Annotated in this window: 19 protein-coding genes; 4 read left to right on the top strand and 15 right to left on the bottom strand. The window is 62.5% G+C overall.

What is annotated here, in order from left to right:
• From ACH2EI_RS06525 to ACH2EI_RS06515, 3 genes are all read right to left on the bottom strand, one after another.
• On the bottom strand, positions 1 to 198 hold a 198-nt coding region (locus tag ACH2EI_RS06525), incomplete at its 3' end, for a CHC2 zinc finger domain-containing protein (protein ID WP_395159491.1).
• Between the two features lie 68 nt (positions 199 to 266).
• Entirely contained in the window at positions 267 to 1,310 is a 1,044-nt protein-coding gene (locus ACH2EI_RS06520) for a TerC family protein (RefSeq protein ID WP_395155432.1), read from the bottom strand.
• A 49-nt stretch (positions 1,311 to 1,359) separates the two neighbouring features.
• The gene (locus tag ACH2EI_RS06515; RefSeq protein WP_395159489.1) at positions 1,360 to 2,988 is read right to left on the bottom strand and encodes a putative PEP-binding protein; all 1,629 of its coding nucleotides are present in this window, start codon (positions 2,986 to 2,988) and stop codon (positions 1,360 to 1,362) included.
• A 100-nt stretch (positions 2,989 to 3,088) separates the two neighbouring features.
• On the opposite strand from ACH2EI_RS06515, the gene ACH2EI_RS06510 reads away from it, so the two are divergent.
• Positions 3,089 to 4,201, top strand: a complete 1,113-nt coding sequence (locus ACH2EI_RS06510; protein WP_395155382.1) for a metalloprotease — start codon at positions 3,089 to 3,091, stop codon at positions 4,199 to 4,201.
• Positions 4,202 to 4,208: 7 nt separating this feature from the next.
• On the opposite strand, the gene ACH2EI_RS06505 is transcribed toward ACH2EI_RS06510, so the two are convergent.
• The 5 genes from ACH2EI_RS06505 to ACH2EI_RS06485 form a co-directional block, all read right to left on the bottom strand.
• Positions 4,209 to 4,868, bottom strand: coding sequence for a YgfZ/GcvT domain-containing protein (locus ACH2EI_RS06505; RefSeq protein ID WP_395155383.1), 660 nt, complete (start codon positions 4,866 to 4,868; stop codon positions 4,209 to 4,211).
• A 93-nt stretch (positions 4,869 to 4,961) separates the two neighbouring features.
• Complete coding sequence (gene trpE / locus ACH2EI_RS06500) at positions 4,962 to 6,488, bottom strand: anthranilate synthase component I (protein WP_395155384.1); 1,527 nt, start codon at positions 6,486 to 6,488, stop codon at positions 4,962 to 4,964.
• Positions 6,489 to 6,490: 2 nt separating this feature from the next.
• Entirely contained in the window at positions 6,491 to 6,853 is a 363-nt protein-coding gene (hisI, locus tag ACH2EI_RS06495; protein ID WP_395155385.1) for a phosphoribosyl-AMP cyclohydrolase, read from the bottom strand.
• A 43-nt stretch (positions 6,854 to 6,896) separates the two neighbouring features.
• Positions 6,897 to 7,181: an EthD family reductase gene (locus ACH2EI_RS06490; protein ID WP_395155386.1), complete on the bottom strand. Its 285-nt coding sequence runs from the start codon at positions 7,179 to 7,181 to the stop codon at positions 6,897 to 6,899.
• 67 nt (positions 7,182 to 7,248) lie between these two features.
• Positions 7,249 to 7,575, bottom strand: coding sequence for a GroES family chaperonin (locus ACH2EI_RS06485; RefSeq protein ID WP_395159487.1), 327 nt, complete (start codon positions 7,573 to 7,575; stop codon positions 7,249 to 7,251).
• Between the two features lie 26 nt (positions 7,576 to 7,601).
• On the opposite strand from ACH2EI_RS06485, the gene ACH2EI_RS06480 reads away from it, so the two are divergent.
• The gene (locus tag ACH2EI_RS06480; RefSeq protein ID WP_395155388.1) at positions 7,602 to 7,763 is read left to right on the top strand and encodes a hypothetical protein; all 162 of its coding nucleotides are present in this window, start codon (positions 7,602 to 7,604) and stop codon (positions 7,761 to 7,763) included.
• 139 nt (positions 7,764 to 7,902) lie between these two features.
• Here ACH2EI_RS06480 and ACH2EI_RS06475 read toward each other — a convergent pair whose 3' ends face one another.
• The 7 genes from ACH2EI_RS06475 to hisC form a co-directional block, all read right to left on the bottom strand.
• Positions 7,903 to 8,868: an aldo/keto reductase gene (locus ACH2EI_RS06475; RefSeq protein WP_395155433.1), complete on the bottom strand. Its 966-nt coding sequence runs from the start codon at positions 8,866 to 8,868 to the stop codon at positions 7,903 to 7,905.
• 111 nt (positions 8,869 to 8,979) lie between these two features.
• Positions 8,980 to 9,693, bottom strand: coding sequence for a crotonase/enoyl-CoA hydratase family protein (locus tag ACH2EI_RS06470; protein WP_395155389.1), 714 nt, complete (start codon positions 9,691 to 9,693; stop codon positions 8,980 to 8,982).
• A 75-nt stretch (positions 9,694 to 9,768) separates the two neighbouring features.
• Positions 9,769 to 10,557, bottom strand: a complete 789-nt coding sequence (gene hisF, locus ACH2EI_RS06465; protein ID WP_395155390.1) for an imidazole glycerol phosphate synthase subunit HisF — start codon at positions 10,555 to 10,557, stop codon at positions 9,769 to 9,771.
• Positions 10,554 to 11,288 carry a HisA/HisF-related TIM barrel protein gene (locus ACH2EI_RS06460; protein ID WP_395155391.1) on the bottom strand — a complete coding sequence of 245 codons (735 nt, stop codon included), beginning with the start codon at positions 11,286 to 11,288 and terminating at the stop codon, positions 10,554 to 10,556. The genes hisF and ACH2EI_RS06460 overlap by 4 nt, the downstream gene beginning before the upstream one ends.
• Positions 11,285 to 11,953, bottom strand: a complete 669-nt coding sequence (gene hisH / locus ACH2EI_RS06455; RefSeq protein WP_395155434.1) for an imidazole glycerol phosphate synthase subunit HisH — start codon at positions 11,951 to 11,953, stop codon at positions 11,285 to 11,287. The genes ACH2EI_RS06460 and hisH overlap by 4 nt, the downstream gene beginning before the upstream one ends.
• A gap of 8 nt (positions 11,954 to 11,961) precedes the next feature.
• Positions 11,962 to 12,555, bottom strand: coding sequence for an imidazoleglycerol-phosphate dehydratase HisB (hisB, locus tag ACH2EI_RS06450; RefSeq protein WP_395155392.1), 594 nt, complete (start codon positions 12,553 to 12,555; stop codon positions 11,962 to 11,964).
• Complete coding sequence (gene hisC / locus ACH2EI_RS06445) at positions 12,552 to 13,664, bottom strand: histidinol-phosphate transaminase (protein ID WP_395155393.1); 1,113 nt, start codon at positions 13,662 to 13,664, stop codon at positions 12,552 to 12,554. The genes hisB and hisC overlap by 4 nt, the downstream gene beginning before the upstream one ends.
• Before the next feature lie 119 nt (positions 13,665 to 13,783).
• Between hisC and ACH2EI_RS06440 the strand changes: the two genes are divergently transcribed.
• Both ACH2EI_RS06440 and mshD read left to right on the top strand, forming a co-directional pair.
• Entirely contained in the window at positions 13,784 to 13,987 is a 204-nt protein-coding gene (locus tag ACH2EI_RS06440; RefSeq protein WP_394931506.1) for a hypothetical protein, read from the top strand.
• A 254-nt stretch (positions 13,988 to 14,241) separates the two neighbouring features.
• Positions 14,242 to 15,192 (top strand): mycothiol synthase, encoded by a 951-nt coding sequence (gene mshD / locus ACH2EI_RS06435; protein WP_395155394.1) that lies wholly within the window; start codon positions 14,242 to 14,244, stop codon positions 15,190 to 15,192.
• The last annotated feature ends 57 nt before the right edge of the window (positions 15,193 to 15,249 follow it).

The following is a 15,249-nucleotide window of genomic DNA, read 5'->3' as shown; positions in this document are numbered from 1 at the left end:
GCCACCCTTGTCGCAGCCAAAGCACTTGTAGCGGCCACGCTCTTCGGTGACGTTGAAAGAGCCAGATTTTTCGGCGTGGAACGGGCACAGGCCGACCCAGTTGCGGCCCGTGCGCTTCAGGGCCACATACTGTTGAACGATTTCGACGATCGACACGGTGCTTCGAAGCCGCTCAATATCGTCGTCCTCGATCCCCATCAGCCCAGACTACGGCTCAGCGCGATCCGCGGTGCCATCGTCGACACCGTCTCGCTGCGCACCCTGACTCAGATACCTGGCGACTCGCGGTCCGAGTGATCCTCGAAGGCGTCTTCGACCAGGGCTGCGTCGGCATCGGTCTGGGTCAGCTTCAGCGAGAAGCCAATCGACGCGGTCAACACGATGGCGATGACCGCGAGCGAGAGCACCGTCGGAATGTGGTACCACTCGACGATCAACATCTTGACGCCGACGAAGGCAAGGATGATTGCCAGGCCCTGTTGGAGGAACGCGAACCGGTTGTGCATGTCAGCCAGCAAGAAATACAGGGCACGGAGCCCGAGGATCGCGAAGGCATTCGATGCGAACACGATGAACTGCTCGTTCGACACGGCGAGTACGGCTGGGACCGAGTCCACCGCAAAGATCACGTCGGTCGCCTCGACCAGCATCAGCACAGCGAAGAGCGGCGTGGCGAGCCACTTGCCGTTCGCCTTCGTGAAGAGCCTCTGACCGTCGAACTCGTCAGTTGATGGGACGAACCGATTGATCACCTTGAGGAACTTTGACTCGCCGGGATCGACATGATCGTTGTCGGTGAAGATCAGCTTGGCCGCGGTGTACAGCAGGAACGCGCCGAACAGGTAGAGAATCCAATCAAACCGTTCGATCAGCGCCACGCCGGCGAAAATGAAGATCGCTCGAAGGGCGAGCGCACCGAAAATTCCCCAGAAGAGAACCCGGTGCTGGTACTTCATCGGCACCTTGAAGTAGCCCAGAATCAGCGCCCAGACGAAGACGTTGTCGATGCTGAGTGACTTCTCGATCAGGAAGCCGGAAATGTATTCGCCACTTGCGGCACCGCCGAACCACCACCAGATCACCGCGGTGAAAGCCAGGCCGCAGCTGATCCAAACAACCGATTCGATCGCTGCTTCCTTCGTGTCGACTTCGTGCGCTTCCTTGTGCACCACGAGTAGGTCGATGAGCAGCATGGTGGTGATGATCGCCACCAGCGCACCCCACTGCCAGGCTGCAACATCGATGTCGACGAGCTTGTCTCGACCGCTTGGCTCGGCAGCGACAAACGACTGATTGAGGAGCGATTGCATCAGCACGAAATCATTGTGCCGCGCCGGTCAGGGTTCCAACCGCGCGCCGTCAGGATTGCTGAGCGTCAAGCACCGCGTGGGCTGCGGCAAGCCGCGCAATCGGAACCCGATAGGGCGAGCACGACACGTAGTCAAGCCCGACTTCATGAAAGAAGCGGATCGACTCGGGGTCTCCCCCATGTTCGCCACAGACGCCCATCTTCATCCCGGGCACCGTCGCCCTGCCGTGCTCGACAGCGTGCCGCACCAGTTCACCGACACCGAATTGGTCGATGGTCTCAAATGGATTCGCGGCGAGAAGGCCGTAATCGAGGTACGCGGGCAGCATCCGGGCCTCGACGTCGTCGCGACTGAAGCCAAATGTGAGCTGCGTCAGGTCGTTGGTGCCGAACGAGAAGAAATCGGCAGCTTTGGCCATCTCGCCAGCGCGAATAGCTGCTCGCGGTGTCTCGACCATCGTGCCGATGGTGATATCGCTGTGGTCCGACGTCGTGGCCTTGATCTCCGCTTCGATCCACTGCCGAGCGAGCGCCAACTCGGCGCGACCCACCGTCAACGGCACCATCACCTCGACAATCGGGTGGAGCCCTTCGGCCCGCATCGTCTTGACCGCAGCAAGGAGCGCTCTGACCTGCATCGCATAGAGGCCGGGCTTCAGCACCCCGAGGCGAACCCCCCGAGTGCCGATCATCGGATTGTGTTCGGCCCACGACTCGGCGGCGCGCAGTTCACGCTGCTCGAAATCGGTGAGCCCTTCGATCGCCTCCTTCAGCGTCAGCTCGGCGACCGACGGCAAGAACTCGTGGAGCGGCGGGTCAAGGAGTCGCACCGTGACCGGCATGCCGTCCATCACCCGGAGAATCTCTTCGAAGTCGACCTGCTGGACACGACCGAGTTCTTCGAGCGCTTCGCTCTCCTCGTCGGCGTCACGCGCCAGGATCATGCGCCTCACGACTGGCAGTCGGTCTGCTGCCAAGAACATGTGCTCGGTCCGGCAGAGCCCGATGCCTTCAGCGCCCAACTCTCTGGCCTTGGCGGCATCAGGGCCATTGTCGGCGTTCGCCCGGACCGCCATGTGGCCGGCACGAATTGCGTCAGCCCATCCCAGGATCGTGAAGAACTCGTCGGGTGGACCGGCTGCTGCTGTCGACACTTCGCCGACGACCACATCACCGCTGGCCCCGTCGATTGAGATGACGTCACCCTCGGCCACCGTGACGTCGCCCACCGAGAACGAACCGTTGGCAATCTTGATTGCTTCGGCACCGACGACTGCAGGCGTGCCCCAACCGCGAGCGACGACTGCGGCGTGGCTCACGAGCCCACCCTTGGTCGTCAGGAGGCCTGCGGAGACCATCATTCCGTGCACATCGGCAGGTGTCGTCTCGTTGCGAACCAAAATCACTGCTTCGCCACGATCGGCGGCGTCTGCCGCGTCGTCGGAGGAAAAGTAGACCTTGCCGACGGCCGCCCCGGGAGATGCCCCAATGCCTGAAGTGAGGACCGCGCCGACAGCGTCGAACTGGGCGTGAATCACCGCATCGAGGTCAGCGGCCGTGATCGAACGCACCGCTGCGGCACGACTCTCTCGCGTGTTACCGGCGGCGATCGCCATCGCCACCGCCTGTTGTAACACTCCGCCGTCTTGTACTGCGCCATTCGTCTTGGTGTTACTCATCAATCACCACCTTGCCATCTTGGTGAGACCGCAGACTCACCGGCGGCCGGTCTCGGCACCTGTCGCTCGGCCAACGCGTCGTCGCCCTAGGCTGATCTCAATGTTCAACCTGTTGGGCTTCAAGGTGCATGTGCAGCCAGGTTTTGTGATGTTCATGCTGCTCATCATCGTGATCTACGGCAGCGAGTTCGGTTTGTGGCTGGCTGGAGCGATCGCTGTCTTCACGCTGATCCACGAACTCGGCCACGCCGTCTCGGCCAGGCGCCACGGTGCGCATGCTGAGATCTCGCTCGGTTTCCTCGCCGGGTACGCCTCGTATGTGCCCACCCGGCCAATCTCACGCGCCGGCCATGCGGTCATTTCCTTCGCAGGCCCAGGTGTTCACATCGCCACAAGCGTCGCTGTGCTGCTGGTACTCGGAGCAAACCCGCTCGATCAGAACTCCTTCAACGACTCGGCAGCGACGTTCGCAATTTGGTGGGCCGGCCCGGCAATCGGCATGCTCAACCTCATCCCGATCCTGCCGCTCGACGGCGGAAACATCATGTTGCAGGGCCTCGATCGATTGCTGCCCGGCCGGGCCCAGCGGTTGATGCTGCTCTTCTCGATCACTCTGACCGGCAGTGCCGCAGTGCTCATGTTCTTCTCCGATCAGTTCCGGGGCTTCGCCATCTTCATCGCCTTCTTGATGGTCACCCAGTTGCAGATGCTCGGATCGTCAAAAGAGCCGGTCTCTCCGTGGACCGCCGCTCACAGCGCACTCGAAGCCGGCAAGCCGACGAAGGCGCGACGATTGCTGATCGCTGCCCTCAGCCACACCAGGCCCGATGCGGTGGCTACGCCTCTCTCGATTCCTGCCAGCAACCTCGCATCGCTCGTCGACCTGCTTCCCGAGCCCACGCCATTCGGCGATCCGACCAATGAGTATCTGCTCGCCAACGTGCTGATCTCACTCGGCAGGTTCGAAGACGCTGCCCACTACGCGGCTGGCAGCTTCAAACGGAATCCGAATACGTTGAGCGCCTCGGCTGTGGCTCGCGCCTCTGGTGCGCTCGGTGACCAGGGCACCGCAATCGGCTGGCTCCGCGCCGCTGCCGAAGCAGGCACCTCGCCGAGCGGATTGGCTTCCGTCATCGACGGTTCACCCGAGTTAATCGGCCTCCGCCAGCATCCTGACGTGCAAGCAATTCGGCGAACGCTCGCCGCCGCCTAACGGCGCCTCAGACCGAGTGTGCTGGGATGCGGCCGAGGTCGCTGCGGCGCTTCACGTATGCCAGTGCAGTGGTCCCATCGATGCTGGTGACCTCGGCGACATCGTCGATCACATCACCGACCAACGTGCCTGCAGCCACGTCAAGGATGCGCAGCGTCTTGGGTGCATCGGCTCCGCGGCTGTCCATCCGCTCGACCAGTTCCTGGCCCGGATAGCAGCCCTTCGTGAAGTTCACTGCGAGCAGCACGACGCCGGTGGTCGCCGGGATGGTTTCACCAGGCACGATCTCGGCGCCCATGCGCGGCCAGCCGGCTGCCACCCGGGCGGTCTCGTGAGCTGCTGAAGGCACGTCGCACTCGGCGAATTCCAGCTCGGTATCGGCTTTGACGCGGATCTTGAAGCGGTTGAGGCGTGCGAGTAGGTGTTCGCCAAAGCCAGCGTCGGTGTCGAGGACGAACGCCGTCTCGGCAGTGCGCGTGATACGAGCCAAAGCATCGACCTTGCCGGTCGGTGCGAGCACGAAAGTCCAGCGGGTTTCGCCGACTGCAATGTCTCGGATCTCCTGGGCAATCTGCGACTGGAGGTAGGTGAGAGCATCGTCGCCGATCACCGTGATGCGGTCGCGTGCAGTGTCATCGATGAACGGCAGGTCGGCAGGGTTATCCATGACTCCAGTCTGCCGTGATCCGACGGGAGTAGGGGGTTTCCTGCTGGGCCTCGCGCTCCAACGGTCACACTGTGCCAGGCACAGTGTGACCGGTCAGGCCTGGGTGCCGGCTTCGGTGCGCGCCTTGGTCATACGGCGCGCCCCAGGGATCGCTGCGAGCAGTGCTGCTGCCTTGTTGCGGCATTCGAGGTCTTCGTCTTCGGGCACCGAGTCAGCAACGACACCGGCACCGGCTTGCAGGCTTGCGATCTTGCCATCGCCAGTGATGAACATGGTGCGAATAGCGATCGCCGTGTCGAGGTTGCCCGACCAGTCGATGTAGCCGACCACTCCTCCGTACGGGCCCCGCTTGACCGGTTCGAGTTCGTCAATGATCTCCATCGCCCGCACCTTCGGCGCTCCCGACAGCGTGCCAGCGGGCAGCGTGGCGCGCAGGACGTCGATCGGGCCGAGGTCGTCGCGTAGCTCGCCTGACACCTGCGAGGTCATGTGCATGACGTGGCTGTAGCGCTCGAGCGTCATCAGTTCGTCGACCTGCACGGTGCCGTACTTGGCGACGCGGCCGACATCGTTGCGGGCGAGGTCGACAAGCATGACGTGCTCGGCGCGCTCCTTCGGGTGTTCGATCAGTTCGGCAGCCATGAGGCGATCATGCTCATCGTTCTTTCCACGACGGCGCGTCCCGGCGATCGGACGCGAGACGACCTTGCGATCGAGTAACTGCACCATTGGTTCGGGTGACGAACCGACAATCGTCAGCTCGTCGTGCTTGACGTAGTACATGTACGGCGACGGGTTGACCTGGCGTAGGACACGGTAGAAGTCGAACGGGTCAGCTTCGAGTTCGATGTCGTAGCGCTGAGCGAGCACAACCTGGAAGATGTCGCCCGCCACGATGTATTCCTTGGCCACTTCGACCGCCCGCTGATACATGCCATCAGGCATGGTCGATTGGAGCGTCGGCAGATCGTCGTCGAGCGTTGGCGGCGCCACCGGTGTGTACGGCAGCGGCTGGGCCAGGTCGCGCACGGCCTGGCTGACGCGTTCGACTGCTGCGTCGTATGCCACATCGAGCTGATCGGTGCCCAAGCCGAGCGTCGCGACGCTCTCGATGAGGTAGACGCGCTGACGCCAGTGGTCGAAGGCTGCGAGTGAGCCAATGACAGACATCACCGCATCGGGATAGTTGCGGTCGTCGGTCGGCGTGTTCGGAAGGTGCTCGACCTCGCGAATGACGTCGTAGCCGAGAAACCCCATGATGCCGCCGTGCAACGGGGGCAGGTCGGGGAACGACGGGCTGGAATATTCGGCAAGCAACGCTTCGAGTGCCGCCAAAATGCCATCGCCAGTCGGGATGCCATCAGGCACTGGGCCATCGATTTCCACCTGACCGTTGCGCAGGATCAGGGTGGCCGACGGGTTACGTCCAACGAACGAGAACCTCGCCCACCGCTCGGCACCCTCGACCGATTCGAGGAGGAAGCCAGGCTTGTCCCCAACGAGCTTCGTGTATGCCGCAACCGGTGTTTCGAGGTCGGCCAGCAGCTCGGTCCAGACCGGCACGACAGTGTGATCCGCGGCGTGCGCGTGGAACTCCTCGCGCGAAGGTTGAAACTGCATCGTCAGGCGTCAGCGCCGAAGCTGCCGAAAAAGCAGCTACGCGCACCGGTGTGGCACGCACCTGCGCCTTCTTGCTCAACCTTGAAAAGCAGCGCATCGGCGTCGCAGTCGTAGTACGCCTCTTTGACGAATTGACGGTCACCGCTGGTGTCGCCCTTGCGCCACAACTCCTGGCGACTACGCGACCAATACACCATCCGGCCTTCGGCAAACGTCATCTTGAGTGACTCTTCGTTCATCCACGCGAGCATCAAGATGTCGCCGTTCTCGACGTCTTGGGCGATCGCTGTGATCAACCCGTCGCTGTTGTACTTCAGGCCGGCCAGCTGCTCGTCCGTTGCGTCGATCGTGATTCCCTCAGGCATCGCGACATTCTACGGACCGAGCAGCCGGAGCGATTACTCGGTTTCAGGCCTCGACAATTTGGGAGACCTGCACAGCTGACCCGGTCTTGGTGAAGTTCGGAATGTCAGCGAGCGCCTCGCCTGCCCCGCCCATGCCAGCCTGCATGGCCTCCATCGACTCGAAGTAGAGATTGCCGATCGCAATGTACGGCCCGTCCATCCCGGACTCGATCTCCCACCTACTGGGCTGCATCGTTCGGTCGACGATCTCCATATGGGCCGTCTTGTAGTACTCCATGTCGAACGTGGGATCGTCGCCGTTCGGGTACATGACGCTGACTTTGATCATCGGGATCTCCTTGGTCGAATCGGAAGCTCCAACGTAGGCAAGCTCACCGAGCGGAGAAGGATGCGGATCAGAGGTACAGGCCGGTGGACGCTTCGATACGTTCGGCAGCGACGGCGTGAAGCTCGCGTTCGCGAAGCATGACGTAGTCCTCGCCCTGCACTTCGACCTCGTAGCGATCGTCAGGGCTGAACAGCACTTTGTCGCTGATCTCGCAGCTCCGAACGTTCTGGCCTTGTGCAACGACGGTCGCCCAAACGAGCCTTTTCTGCACTTGCGCCGTGGCCGGAATGACGATGCCCCCGGACGACTTCCGGTCGGAGCCTCTGTCGGAGACGCTCACCAGCACGCGGTCGTTCAGCATCTTGATCGGTAGCTTCTCGTCAGGCCCGGTCATATGTGCTGAGGGTACCGTCGGAGGTCATGACCGAGACCGCTGTCGAACACCTGCAACTGATGACTGGCGACGGTGTTGCACCGCAGGCCGACCTGGCCGTGACCGATGCTGCCCATTCGCGGCATGGGTGTGCCGACGCTCGTCCTCACGCCAGCCCACAACCAGTTCTGCGCCCCGGACGCGGCTGAGGCGATCATCTCCGCAATGGCCACAGGCCACTCACGAGACGATCGCCTCAGCAGATCACTTTCTCAATGGCCGCACCGAACTCGTTGCGAAGCGGACCCTGTCTTTCGTCACTCACATCCTGTTGAGATGAGCCGTTCTTCAGGCTTTGACGATGGCGCGCATCTCCTCGTCGACCTCCTCGGTGATCAGCGGGATCACATCGAGAGCTTCGAAGTTCTGAACGACCTGGCTGACGCGTGATGCGCCGGTGATGACGCTCGAGACCATCGGGTGCTTCGTTGCCCAGGCGAGTGCGAGCTGAGCGAGCGTGCAGCCGAAGCGGTCGGCGATCGGACGCAGGTTCTCGACCTTGGCGACCTCCGCCTGGTTTGTGAAGCGATCCTGCAACCACTCGTACCCCTTGAGTGCGCCACGCGAGTCATCCGGGATGCCGTCTTTGTATTTGCCGGTCAGCAGACCCGATGCGAGCGGGCTCCAGATCGTGTTACCGTAGCGGTAGTCGTCCCAGAGGCGGCTGTACTCGCGCTCAACCTTCTTGCGTTCAAACAAGTTGTACTGGCTCTGCTCGGTAACCGGCTTATGAAGGTGATGCTTCTCAGCGATTTCAATGGCGCCACGGATCTCTTCGGCGTTCCACTCGCTGGTACCCCAGTAAGTGGCCTTGCCGGACGACACGATGTCACTCATCGCGAACACGGTCTCTTCGAGCGGTGTGTTCGGATCAGAACGGTGGCAGTAGAGTACGTCGACAAAATCGTGCTCGAGCCGCTCCAGCGAGCCGTCGATCGCTTGCATGAGATATTTGCGATTGAGCGTGTTCTTCATGTTCGGGACTTCGCCGTTGATGCCCCAATAGACCTTGGTGGTGAGCACGTACGACCAGCGCTCCCAGCCGAGGTCGCGAAATGCCTGGCCCATAATCGTTTCGGCCTTGCCACCGTCGTAGGCCTCGGCGTTGTCGAAGAAGTTGCAGCCCGCTTCGCCAGCAGCAGCGATGCACTCGCCCGCGAGCTGGTTGTCGAGCTGGGTGTTGAACGTGACCCAGCTGCCGAACGACAGGATACTCACCTGGAGGCCAGTGTTGCCGAGGCGGCGGTATTCCATGTTGGGATTGACTTTGGGGGTTGCCATGGTCCGGACAGTACCCAACCGTTGGCCGCTCAATCGGCTCGAACCGCGAAGATTACGACGCGTGCCACTCGCGCCGACTCGCTATCAGAGTGGTGCTCCAACACCACCCGCGCGGTCGGCTGCGATCTGTTCAGCCATCGTCGCAACGGTATTGCCGCGCATCTTGCGAATCGTGACCGCGTACGCCTTGGGATTGAGCGCTGCAAACTCCATCGCCTGCGCTACAGCGGCCTCGAGGACCGCATCGTCAGCGACGACTTCGTCGAGGTAGCCAGCATCAACTGCGCCGGCACCATCAGTGATTCGTGCGGTCGAAATCGCGCGCTGAAGATGGCGATTACTCAGCCGATCGGCGGCGATCGTCAGGGCCCAATCGGGCAATGTCATTCCAATGGCCACCTCGTTCAGTCCAATTTTGCACGGGCGATCGGACCCGATACGCACGTCGCAACCGAGAAGCATCAGGGCACCAGCGGCAAGCGCATGTCCAGTGCACGCAGCAACTACGGGCACATTTGCGGCATAGATCCGCCGAACAAGTTCGCCTCCGTTGGCGACCAGGTCGACCATTGCTGCGACGTCATCGCCGAGCATCACGCCCAAGTCGAAGCCGGCGGAAAACTTGCCCTCTCGGCCATGCAGTACGACGGCGTGAACACTGTCGTCAGACTCTGCCTCACTCAGCGCATCGGTGATCGCCGCGATCATCGCCTGCGACAGCGCATTGGCCTTGCCGTCGTCGAGGTGGCAGATCAGGACGCCATCGCGCCGTTCCGTCGTGACCAGAGAATCGCTCATCAACCCAACCTATTCCCCCACCCCCCCCGACCCCGCGTTTTCATGAGCTTCTTGCAGTCAGTGACTGCAACAAGCTCATGAAAACGGCGCTCGAGCGGGGGGTGGGGGGCGGACGGTGATGCCCGCATCGGTCATTGCCGCTTTGGCTTCGGCAACGGTGTGTTCGCGGAAGTGAAAGATCGATGCTGCGAGAACGGCATCGGCGCCACCCTGGATGACGCCGTCGGCGAGATGTTCGAGCGTGCCGACACCCCCACTGGCGATGATCGGCACGTTGACAACATCGGAGATCGCTCGGGTCAATTCGACGTCGAACCCTTCGCGGGTGCCATCCCGATCCATCGAGGTGAGCAGGAGTTCGCCAGCCCCGCGGCGAACCGCTTCGATCGCCCACTCGACGGCGTCGAGGCCCGTCGGGGTGCGCCCGCCATGAAGATAGACCTCCCACCCATCGTCAGGCTGGCGACGCCGAGCATCGATTGCGCACACCACACACTGGACGCCGAACTCGGCGGCAATCTCAGAAATCAACTCCGGCCGCTGAACTGCAGCGGTGTTCACGCTGACCTTGTCGGCGCCGGCACGCAGCATTCGACGTGCGTCTTCAAGCGTCCGGATGCCACCGCCAACGGTGAAGGGAATGTAGACCTGCTCGGCGATGCGGTGGACCATGTCGATCGTGGTGTCACGGTTGTCACTCGACGCGGTGATGTCGAGAAATACCAGTTCATCGGCACCTTCGAGGTCGTACCGGGCGGCCAATTCGATCGGGTCACCGGCATCGCGGAGATCGACAAAGTTGGTGCCCTTGACAACGCGCCCTTCGGCCACGTCAAGGCAAGGGATAACTCGAGCGACCTTCATGACTGCCACTCTTGCGCTGCAGCCAGTGCGGCCAAGCCCTCAGAGACCGTGAACCGGCCTTCGTAGACGGCCTTCCCGGTGATCACGCCACCGAGGCCTGGAATCTTCGCCAACGCTTCGATGTCAGCAATGCTCGACACGCCGCCCGAGGCAATGATCGGGGCACCGGCAGACGCAGCCGACCGTGTCAGCCCCTCGATATCGGGCCCTTCGAGCATGCCGTCACGACCGATGTCAGTGATCACGAAGACGGCTGCGGTCGGAAACAGTTCATACGCGTCGTCGAGCATCAATCCGCTGCCCTGCGTCCATCCGTGAATCGAGATCTCGCCGCTGCGGTGATCTAGACCGACCGCAACCGGCACCACTTCGGATGCCTCGGCGACAAGCGACGGTTCGCGGACTGCGGCCGATCCCATCACGACGCGAGCCACGCCGGCGTTCGCCAGTTCTTCGGCATCGGCGATGCTGCGGACGCCACCGCCGGTCTGGACCTTGCTCATACCTGAGACTGCCTGCACGATCGCCGCAACGACCGGCCGATTGATCGGATCGCCAGACTTGGCAGCATCGAGATCGACGACGTGCACCCACGGCGAACCGGCCTCGGCGAAGCTGCGGGCCATGGCGACCGGGTCGTTGCCGTAGACGGTCTCGTCGGCGTAGTCGCCTTGGCGGAGCCGCACGACGCGGCCACCCAACAGGTCAATGGCGGGATACAACTCGATCATCGTTCGACTTCCGTTGAGAGAGGCAGCGCTGCACCAGCATCAGCTCGGGAGCACACGCCGACGAAGTTCGACAGCAACGCCAATCCAGGTGCGCTCGACTTTTCAGGGTGGAACTGGGCAGCGAACACGTTGTCGAGCCGGAACGCTGCGTTCAACGTGGTGCCGTATTCGACAGTTGCAGCAACCACGCTGGGGTCGTCGGGAACGCCGTGTAACGAGTGTACGAAGTACACCCACGGGTCGGCCCCAAGACCAACGAGCATCGGATCGTCGGGCTGGACGAGGTCGAGACGGTTCCACTGCATCTGGGGGATCTTGGGTCCGACACCGGGTTCAGTCGGGATCCGGCGAACGGTGCCGGGGATAATCCCGAGCCCGGTGGCATCTGGGTTCTCCTCGGAGCGGGTGAACAGCATCTGCATGCCGACGCAGATCCCGAGGAAGGGACGCCCGGAAGCGGCTGCGTCAAGGGCGGGCTGCTCGAGGCCGCCGTTGCGTAGCGCAGCCATGCATGCGCCGAACGCCCCGACCCCTGGCAGGACCACACCGTCAGCCGAAGCAATCAGTTCGGGGTCGGCGGTCAGTCGAGCGTCAGCACCGCAGACTTCCAACGCCTTCTGCGCCGAGTGCGAATTGCCAATGCCGTAGTCGATGACGGCCACCATGGGTCTGGTCACAGAACACCCTTCGTCGATGGCACGCCCGCAGGTCCTTCGATACGCACTGCGTCGCGCAGAGCCCGAGCAAGACCTTTGAACGTGGCTTCGATCACGTGATGCGTGTTGCGGCCGCGCACCATTTCGACGTGCAGCGTGATGCCGGCCGAGGTCGCGAACGACGACACGACATGCTCGGCCAGCTGCGGGTCAAATGCTGGGTTGCCGAGCGCAAGGCTCTCGGGCATGTCGACGTGCCACTCGACGTGCGGACGGCCCGATAGGTCAAGTGCGACATCGATCAGCGCTTCGTCGAGCGGATACTTGCCGCTGGCAAATCGACGCACACCTGCTTTGTCGCCGAGCGCCTCAGCGAAGCACTCGCCGAGAGTGATGGCGACGTCTTCGACGGTGTGGTGCGTGTCGATCTCGATGTCACCCGTGGCCTTGATCGTCAGATCGAAGGCACCGTGGCGACCGAGTTGATCGAGCATGTGGTCATAAAATGGGATGCCGGTCGAGATGTCCGTGACGCCAGTGCCATCGAGGTCGATCGAAATCTCGATCGACGTCTCTTTGGTGGTGCGGGTGCGGGTGGCGGTGCGACTCATTGGTCGGCTCCGTTCTGTCTGGTGTCAGGGCTGGTGGCGAGAGTGGCGGACCCATCGGCGAGGACTTCACCGAGCGCGTCGAGGAAGGCGGTGTTCTCGTCAGGAGTGCCGACGGTGACCCGCAGACAGTTGGCGAGACGAGGCCAACCCGAGCAGTCACGGATCAAGACGCTGCGATCGACGAGGCCCTGCCACACGGCACGCCCCTCGTGACCGTCTACTCGGAAGAGCAAGAAGTTCGCGCCACTTGGAAAGACCGTGACGCCAAGATCGGTGAGCACAGTCGAAATTCTCGTGCGTTCAGCAACGATCTGGCTGACTCGGTCGTCCATGTCGCTCACAAATTGCAAAGCAAGTCGGCCAGCGATCTGCTTGACGGCATCAAGGTGATACGGCAGGACGACTTTGTCGAGTTCGGCAACCAGCCACGACGGGCCGATGAGATAACCGAGGCGAGCGCCTGCCATCGACCAAGTCTTCGAGAAGGTACGTGTGACGACCATCGGCGTGTCTTCGTCGACCAATTCGAGGGCGCTCCAGTCGGAGAACTGGGCATACGCCTCATCGACCACGACGAGGCCGGGCGCGATGTCGAGCATCTGACGAACACGCTCGAGAGGCTCAACGAGCCCGGTCGGATTGTTCGGCGACGTGACGAAAACGACGTGCGGCTGCGATTCGGTAATCACGCGTTCGACTTCGGCGGGGTCGAGCGTGAAGTCGTCAGCGCGCTCCCCCTCGACAACCGTGGCGCCAGTGACGCGGGCAATTTGTGCATGCATCTGGTATGTGGGCTCGAAGGTTGCCACGGTGCGGCCAGGCCCGGCGTACGCCAGCAGCACAGTTTGCAATACCTCGTTGGAGCCGTTGGCAACGAACACCTGTGCAACGTCGACGCCATGGCTCTCGGCGATGGCCTCACGCAACGCCACAGCGGCGCGGTCGGGATAGCGATTCCACTCAATTTTGGACACCTCAGCTGCCACGGCATCACGGAATGCAGCGGGCGGCGGCTCTGGCGACTCGTTGGTGTTCAGCCGGACGCGAACATCGACCTGGGCAGAGTGGTACCCCTGGAGGGCACGCAGGTCGTCACGAACGCTAATCACGCAAGTGCATCGTACCGACGAGACCGCCCAGCTCTCGGCATCGATTTGGCCGTGTTACCCGACCGACCGACCGGTCACACTGTGCCTGGCACAGTGTGACCGGTGGGTAGCCTGCTCGGGTGGCCGAATCCCTCGAACGCACTGCTGCCGAACTCTCTTCGATCGCTGACAGCGTCGCCCGATCTCGAGAGCGCGTCGGCGGACTTGCCGAGCCATTCCGTGGTGGCGATCGAGACGACGTGGTTGTCGCGATCCACGAAGCCGAGCGTCAACTTCGGAGCGCCGAACGTAGCCTCAGTCGAGCGCTTCGCGCTGTTCGTTGAGCACAGTCGATCCGTCCCAAGCGGCATGGCAAATCAGCCGAAAAAGCGGCGACGACCCCTCGAGAGGGGCCGTCGCACGGCGAGGTCAGGAGGCGGGTCCTGACTCTCGCAGCAAACAGGTGGCGGGAACCTGTTTTGCCGTAACAGATTAGCGGAATGTCGTCAATCCATGCAAGATCTTGACAAACTACCTCGCTTTCACGACCAGCCCGACCAGCCCGACCAGCCCGAACTTGCGGGGATAACGTCGACGTATGCGGTGTCTCGAGATCAAGCGACAGATGGAGAGCGACGACATTGCTGCGGTCAACGAACTGCTCGACGCTGCGACACGTGCTGACGGGCGACGGCCACTTTCCGACCACCTCTATCTCGACCTCGTCAACGGTGGACACAACGGCTTCGCCGCGCTCGTCGCGTGGGAACCGGGCCACGACCATCCCGTCGCGTATGCCCAAATCTCCCGCGGCAACGACTCCTACGCCTTCGAACTCGTGGTGCATCCGCATCACCGCTACGAGATGGCCACGATCGGCCCCGAGCTGATCGAATCGGCCATCGACGTCGTCGCGTACGATGGCGGAGGGCACGTCAACTGGTGGGTTTTCGAACCGACCGCAGCACACCGGACCCTCGCCGCCGATGCTGGGATGCACGCCGATCGAACCCTCTTCCAGATGCGTCGTCCGCTTCCGACCGGGTTGGACGTCACCATCGAAACACGTGACTTTCGCCCAGGCACTGACGATGACAACTGGTTGTCGGTCAACAACCGAGCCTTCGCTCATCACGGTGAACAGGGCGGCTGGACCCTCGACACCTTCTGTCAGCGACGGGGTGAAGACTGGTTCGATCCAACCGGTTTCCGTATTCATGAACGCGATGGCCGAATGGCCGCGTTCTGCTGGACCAAGGTCCACGAACCGGTCGATCCTGGTGGTGAACGAGTCGGTGAGATCTACGTCATCGCGGTCGACCCCGACTTCCACGGGCTCGGCCTGGGTAAGCAGCTCACGCTGACCGGGCTCGAGCATCTCGCCGGTCAGGGCATCACCACCGCACTGCTCTACGTCGATGCCGACAACGCTGCAGCTGTCGCGATGTACGAACGTCTCGGCTTCACCGTTTCTGCTACGAACGCGGCCTTCGTCACCGACATCGCCCCGTCATCGACACCCGTCCCCGACACCCGCGGCGCCTGCTGAAGGCCCGCTCCCACAACACAGTGTGGGGCTCGCCCCGCGCCCCTCTGGAGAAGCACC

This window comes from Ilumatobacter sp. (assembly GCF_041688325.1).
Taxonomy (GTDB): domain Bacteria; phylum Actinomycetota; class Acidimicrobiia; order Acidimicrobiales; family Ilumatobacteraceae; genus Ilumatobacter_A.
This window is presented reverse-complemented; position numbering and strand designations above follow the sequence as displayed.

Bases quoted from the DNA above. Each gene is read 5' to 3' on its own strand.
- ACH2EI_RS06520 (WP_395155432.1), bottom strand. From the start codon at position 1,310: ATGCAATCGCTCCTCAATCAGTCGTTTGTCGCTGCCGAGCCAAGCGGT.
- ACH2EI_RS06515 (WP_395159489.1), bottom strand. From the start codon at position 2,988: ATGAGTAACACCAAGACGAATGGCGCAGTACAAGACGGCGGAGTGTTA.
- ACH2EI_RS06510 (WP_395155382.1), top strand. From the start codon at position 3,089: ATGTTCAACCTGTTGGGCTTCAAGGTGCATGTGCAGCCAGGTTTTGTG.
- ACH2EI_RS06505 (WP_395155383.1), bottom strand. From the start codon at position 4,868: ATGGATAACCCTGCCGACCTGCCGTTCATCGATGACACTGCACGCGAC.
- trpE (WP_395155384.1), bottom strand. From the start codon at position 6,488: ATGCAGTTTCAACCTTCGCGCGAGGAGTTCCACGCGCACGCCGCGGAT.
- hisI (WP_395155385.1), bottom strand. From the start codon at position 6,853: ATGCCTGAGGGAATCACGATCGACGCAACGGACGAGCAGCTGGCCGGC.
- ACH2EI_RS06490 (WP_395155386.1), bottom strand. From the start codon at position 7,181: ATGATCAAAGTCAGCGTCATGTACCCGAACGGCGACGATCCCACGTTC.
- ACH2EI_RS06485 (WP_395159487.1), bottom strand. From the start codon at position 7,575: ATGACCGGGCCTGACGAGAAGCTACCGATCAAGATGCTGAACGACCGC.
- ACH2EI_RS06480 (WP_395155388.1), top strand. From the start codon at position 7,602: ATGACCGAGACCGCTGTCGAACACCTGCAACTGATGACTGGCGACGGT.
- ACH2EI_RS06475 (WP_395155433.1), bottom strand. From the start codon at position 8,868: ATGGAATACCGCCGCCTCGGCAACACTGGCCTCCAGGTGAGTATCCTG.
- ACH2EI_RS06470 (WP_395155389.1), bottom strand. From the start codon at position 9,693: ATGAGCGATTCTCTGGTCACGACGGAACGGCGCGATGGCGTCCTGATC.
- hisF (WP_395155390.1), bottom strand. From the start codon at position 10,557: ATGAAGGTCGCTCGAGTTATCCCTTGCCTTGACGTGGCCGAAGGGCGC.
- ACH2EI_RS06460 (WP_395155391.1), bottom strand. From the start codon at position 11,288: ATGATCGAGTTGTATCCCGCCATTGACCTGTTGGGTGGCCGCGTCGTG.
- hisH (WP_395155434.1), bottom strand. From the start codon at position 11,953: ATGGTGGCCGTCATCGACTACGGCATTGGCAATTCGCACTCGGCGCAG.
- hisB (WP_395155392.1), bottom strand. From the start codon at position 12,555: ATGAGTCGCACCGCCACCCGCACCCGCACCACCAAAGAGACGTCGATC.
- mshD (WP_395155394.1), top strand. From the start codon at position 14,242: ATGCGGTGTCTCGAGATCAAGCGACAGATGGAGAGCGACGACATTGCT.